Genomic DNA, 4,577 nt, shown 5'->3' with positions numbered 1-4,577 from the left:
GGAACTGGGCAGCACGTTGGGATGGGCGGCGACGGTGATGATGTCGGGCGCGTGCCCACCGCCCGCGCCCTCGGTGTGGTAGGCGTGGATGCCCCGGCCGGCGATCGCCGCGAGGGTGTCCTCGACGAAACCCGCCTCGTTCAACGTGTCCGAGTGCAGCGCCACCTGCACCCCCGCCGCCTCGGCCACCGTGAGGCAGGCATCGATCGCCGCGGGCGTGGAGCCCCAGTCCTCGTGCAGCTTGAAACCGGATGCGCCCGCGCGCAATTGCTCCCACATGGCCTCGGCGCTGACGGTGTTGCCCTTGCCCAGCAGCACGATGTTCACCGGCCAGCCGTCGGTGGCCTCCAGCATGCGCGCCAGATGCCACGCGCCGGGCGTCACGGTGGTCGCCTTGCTGCCCTCGGCCGGACCGGTGCCCCCGCCGATGAGGGTGGTGATGCCGCCGCCGAGCGCCTCCTCCAGCAGCTGCGGGCAGATGAAATGCACGTGACAGTCGATCGCGCCCGCGGTGAGGATGCGGCCGTTGCCGGAGATCACCTCGGTGGACGGCCCGACGACCAGGTCCGGGTGCACCCCGGTCATGGTGTCGGGGTTGCCCGCCTTGCCGATCGCGCAGATCCGTCCGTCGCGAATACCGACGTCCGCCTTGATGATTCCCCAATGATCGATGATCACCACGCCCGTGATCACGGTGTCGGGAGCGCCCTCGGCGCGCGTCGCTCGGGACTGGCCCATGGATTCGCGCAGGACCTTGCCGCCGCCGAACACGGCTTCGTCACCCGCGCGCCCCGGTCCCCCGCTGCGGTCCTCGGTGATCTCGATCAGCAGATCGGTGTCCGCCAATCGGATCCGGTCACCCGTCGTCGGTCCGAACAGTTCGGCGTACCGCGCCCGGCTCAGCTCACTCATCGCGTCCTACCTCCTGAGCCCGCATACTCCGCGAAGTCCGCGCACGCGCTAGTCATCGAGACGGCCCGGTGGGGTCAGGCTGATCCCGCGAACCTCGCGTGCGCCGCCCAGCGGCACCAGCCACACCCGTTGTCCGAGACCGGGTTCGAAGCGCACCGCGGTCCCGGCCGGGATGTCGAGGCGGTGGCCGTGCGCCGCCGCGCGGTCGAACTCCAGCGCCGCGTTCGCCTGCGGGAAGTGCACATGGCTGCCGACCTGCACCGGCCGGTCGCCGGTGTTCACCACGTCGAGCTCGAGGCGCGCCGCGCCCGCGTTCAGTTCGATGACGCCCTCGGCGCAAAGGTATTCGCCGGGGATCACGCCGGGCCTCGGTCCGGCTCGGGAGCGCTCGCAATCCGCATACCGCCCGCCTATCCGATCGGGTGGTGCACGGTGACGAGCTTGGTGCCGTCCGGGAAGGTCGCCTCGACCTGGACGTCGGGGATCATCTCCGGCACACCTTCCATCACGTCGTCGCGGGTGAGGACCGTCCGTCCCGAGGACATCAGGTCCGCGACGGTGCGCCCGTCCCGCGCGCCCTCCAGCACGTGGTCGGTGATCAGCGCGACCGCCTCGGGATGGTTCAGCTTGAGTCCGCGCGCCTGCCTGCGTCGGGCCAGCTCGGCGGCGTAGCTGAGCAGCAGGCGCTCCTGCTCATGCGGTGACAGTCGCATCCGGGCTCCTCACCGGTTCACAGTGACGGGTGACGCACATTCTGGCACGCCCGTTCCGCCGTCGCCGGTCGAGCGGTCAGGACCGATGCGGCAGATTCTGCAGTCGCACCTGACCGCGCGCCACGGTGCGGCCCTGCTCATCGGTGATGACGACCTGCCACAGCTGCTGCAGCCTGCCCCGATGCAGCGGCGTCGCCTCGCCCGTCAGGGTGCCCTCGCGCACCGCCCGCAGGAAATCGGTGTTGTTGTTCACGCCGACGACCGTGCCCTGGTCGCCGAACCAGATGCCGCCCGCGATGCTGGCGAGCGTCTCGACGACGGTGCAGTAGACGCCGCCGTTCTGGATGCCAGCAGGCTGGTAGAGATGCGGCTTGACGACCCACTCGCCGCGGACACGGTCGGGGCTCAGCTCGGTGTAGCGCAGGCCGATCAGGTCGGCGAAGGTGCCTTCGCTGTAGGCGTTCATCTGCTCGGGCGTGACGTCCGCCAGCGAGCCGACCTGCCGAGTCTCCTGCTGTGTCATGTATTCACTGTCGCACAGCGCCCGACACGCGTCGCCGCGGCCTCATCCGCAAGACGGCGCCGTTCAGCGGCCGGGTCGGCCGGTGGCCGTGCGCGAACAGAGCGGCGGGCCCCACCGGAAGTGGAGCCCGCCGCGGCAAGGGATCGGGGGTCACCGCAGCCCTCGGGACTCTCGCGCGATCCGTACGCCGGACCTGAGTATAGGTCAGGCTTACCTAACTAAGCAACAGCCGACCGCCGTACCGGGAGCCCCCGCTCGGCCATCGCCGCCAGAAGGGCCTGACCACGACGCGCGCCGACGACGGAATCGGTCCGCGCCAGATCTGGCACGTAAGTCGAAGTCCCCGCGACGGATTCACCGACGAGGGACCAGAACCGCCGGGCGCTCAGACCGGAACAGCGCGTCAGGGTCCGCTGGACGACGGTCAGCGCGGACTCGCAGCGATGCGCGAGCCAGACGTACATCGCTTGCTCACACGGCAGCGTGACGACACCACGGCCGCCCGCGAGAGAATCGCCGTCGACCACACGAATCGCGGTGTCCGACAGGCCCGCCCAGTCGATTCCGCCGTCGTTGTCGGTATGGATCCAGAGATTCTCCAATCCCGGATCCCAGGCCCGCCCTTCCGCGACGAGCAGCGCGACCACCCGTCCGGCTATCGCGTGGATCAGCGCCGTGGCAACCACTTCCGCCGCGATGTCGGCGTTGATCATCTCCGCGACATGCCGTCGGTACATGAGTTCGACGCGCCCCTCGCGCACCCCGTCCGCCAGCTGCCACCAGCGCCGTTTGCCCTGCTCGGCGATCGCGGCGACGGCATAGACCCGCGGATGCTCCGGTTGCAGCGCGCGCAGCCGGGCACAGGCGCGGCCGAACGCCGTCGTCGAGCGATGTGGCGTGGTGATGAGCTCGGTCATCGAACCTCCTCGGGGATCGGCTCCGTCGCGCGGCGCGGCGGACATTCGGCCATGCTCGCCTGTAGCGAAAGATAGGTTAGGCTTACCAGACCTAGCAACCGTCTCGCTGATTCCAGGAGCAGCTCGTCGCCGTGACCTCCCTTGCCACCGTGAGGCGGCGACGTCTTTCCGGACTCCTCGTCTCGACCGCCCTGTTGCTGCTCGCCGTGCTCGCCGGTGTCGCGGTGGGCGCACGCACGCTCGCGCCGGGGACCGTGTACGACGCCGTGCATCATGCGCTCACCTGCCCCGGCGGACCCTTCAGGTGCGCAGCCGGTTCCACCGAGGAAGAGATCGTGCGCGGACTGCGCCTGCCCCGCACCGCGTTGGCACTGGTCTGCGGGGCGGCCCTGGGCATCGCGGGCGCGCTCGTCCAGGGCTACACCCGCAACCCACTCGCCGACGCCGGGCTGCTCGGACTCAACGCGGGCGCGGCGTTCCTCGCCGCGCTGAGTGTGTACCTGTTCGCCTTCAGCGCGCCGGAGCAATACATCTGGTTCGCGCTCACCGGAGCGCTGATCGCCGGAGTGTCGGTGTTCGCGACCTCGTCCGTGGGCGGCGGAAAGGCGAGCCCGCTGACCCTCGTACTCGCCGGCGCGGCGGTCACCGCGTTCCTCCAGGCCATGACGAACGCCGTCGTGCTGTTCGACGCCGCCGCGCTGGACACCTACCGGTTCTGGGTGATCGGCGCCGTCGCGGGCCGCGATGCCGCGGTGTTCTGGCAGGTGCTGCCGTTCCTGGCCGCGGGCATGCTGCTGGCGGTGCTGGCGGCGCCGGGACTGAATCTGATCGGCCTCGGCGACGACGTCGCACGGGGGCTCGGCGTGCATGTCGGCCGCAGCCGCGCACTCGGACTGGCGGCCGTCGTGCTGCTGGCGGGGGCGGCGACGGCGGCGGTCGGGCCGATCGCCTTCCTCGGCTTGGTGGTCCCGCATCTCGCGCGAACGGTCACCGGGCCGGACCACCGCTGGCTGATTCCCTATTCCGGGCTCTTCGGCGCGTTGCTGCTGCTGATCGCCGATGTGGCGGGACGGGTGGTGGCGCGCCCCGGCGAGCTGGAGGTCGGCGTGGTGGTGGCCGCGCTCGGCGTGCCGTTCTTCCTCGCGTTCGTGCGCAGGCGAAAGCTGGTGAACCTGTGACGATCTCGTTGCGAACCGCGGGTGCGCGACCCGCCCTGCGCGTCGGGCCTGCGTCGGCGGTGCTGCGACCGCGGATGATCCTGATCGTCGCGGTCATGATCGCGCTGGCGCTCGCCCTGTTCTGCCTGGACATCGCGTTGGGCGAGTCCCATCTGCCGCTCGCGCGCGTGCTGGACGTCCTGACCGGCGGCGGCACCAGGGCCCAGCGGTTCATCGTGCTGGAATCCCGGCTGCCGCGCGCGCTCACCGCGCTCGTGGTCGGCCTCGCGCTCGGACTCGCGGGCGCCATCACCCAGTCCATCCTGCACAACCCGCTGGCCGCCCCGGACATGCT

General features: G+C 70.6%; 7 protein-coding genes. 2 read left to right on the top strand and 5 right to left on the bottom strand.

Annotation, left to right across the window (positions count from 1 at the left end):
• The 5 genes from ON21_RS11825 to ON21_RS11805 form a co-directional block, all read right to left on the bottom strand.
• Positions 1–912: urease subunit alpha (locus ON21_RS11825; protein WP_039797872.1), on the bottom strand; the 912-nt coding region annotated here is incomplete at its 3' end.
• Positions 913–960: 48 nt separating this feature from the next.
• Positions 961–1,272 carry an urease subunit beta gene (locus tag ON21_RS11820; protein WP_039797871.1) on the bottom strand — a complete coding sequence of 104 codons (312 nt, stop codon included), beginning with the start codon at positions 1,270–1,272 and terminating at the stop codon, positions 961–963.
• 50 nt (positions 1,273–1,322) lie between these two features.
• Entirely contained in the window at positions 1,323–1,625 is a 303-nt protein-coding gene (locus ON21_RS11815; protein WP_039797870.1) for an urease subunit gamma, read from the bottom strand.
• Between the two features lie 76 nt (positions 1,626–1,701).
• Complete coding sequence (locus ON21_RS11810; protein ID WP_245562555.1) at positions 1,702–2,091, bottom strand: PaaI family thioesterase; 390 nt, start codon at positions 2,089–2,091, stop codon at positions 1,702–1,704.
• A 275-nt stretch (positions 2,092–2,366) separates the two neighbouring features.
• On the bottom strand, positions 2,367–3,065 hold the full coding sequence (locus ON21_RS11805) for a hypothetical protein (RefSeq protein WP_039797873.1): 699 nt from the start codon (positions 3,063–3,065) through the stop codon (positions 2,367–2,369).
• 149 nt (positions 3,066–3,214) lie between these two features.
• Here ON21_RS11805 and ON21_RS11800 point away from each other — a divergent pair, with 149 nt between their 5' ends.
• Both ON21_RS11800 and ON21_RS11795 read left to right on the top strand, forming a co-directional pair.
• On the top strand, positions 3,215–4,243 hold the full coding sequence (locus tag ON21_RS11800; RefSeq protein WP_306307697.1) for a FecCD family ABC transporter permease: 1,029 nt from the start codon (positions 3,215–3,217) through the stop codon (positions 4,241–4,243).
• Positions 4,240–4,577, top strand: a 338-nt coding sequence (locus ON21_RS11795) for an iron chelate uptake ABC transporter family permease subunit (protein WP_039797867.1), incomplete at its 3' end; no start/stop codon positions are given. The genes ON21_RS11800 and ON21_RS11795, both read left to right, overlap by 4 nt.

This window comes from Nocardia araoensis NBRC 100135, assembly GCF_000308435.1.
Classification (GTDB): domain Bacteria; phylum Actinomycetota; class Actinomycetes; order Mycobacteriales; family Mycobacteriaceae; genus Nocardia; species Nocardia araoensis.
This window is presented reverse-complemented; position numbering and strand designations above follow the sequence as displayed.

Coding starts and splice junctions, on each gene's coding strand:
- ON21_RS11810 (WP_245562555.1), bottom strand. CDS start 2,091: ATGAACGCCTACAGCGAAGGCACCTTCGCCGACCTGATCGGCCTGCGC.
- ON21_RS11805 (WP_039797873.1), bottom strand. CDS start 3,065: ATGACCGAGCTCATCACCACGCCACATCGCTCGACGACGGCGTTCGGC.
- ON21_RS11815 (WP_039797870.1), bottom strand. CDS start 1,625: ATGCGACTGTCACCGCATGAGCAGGAGCGCCTGCTGCTCAGCTACGCC.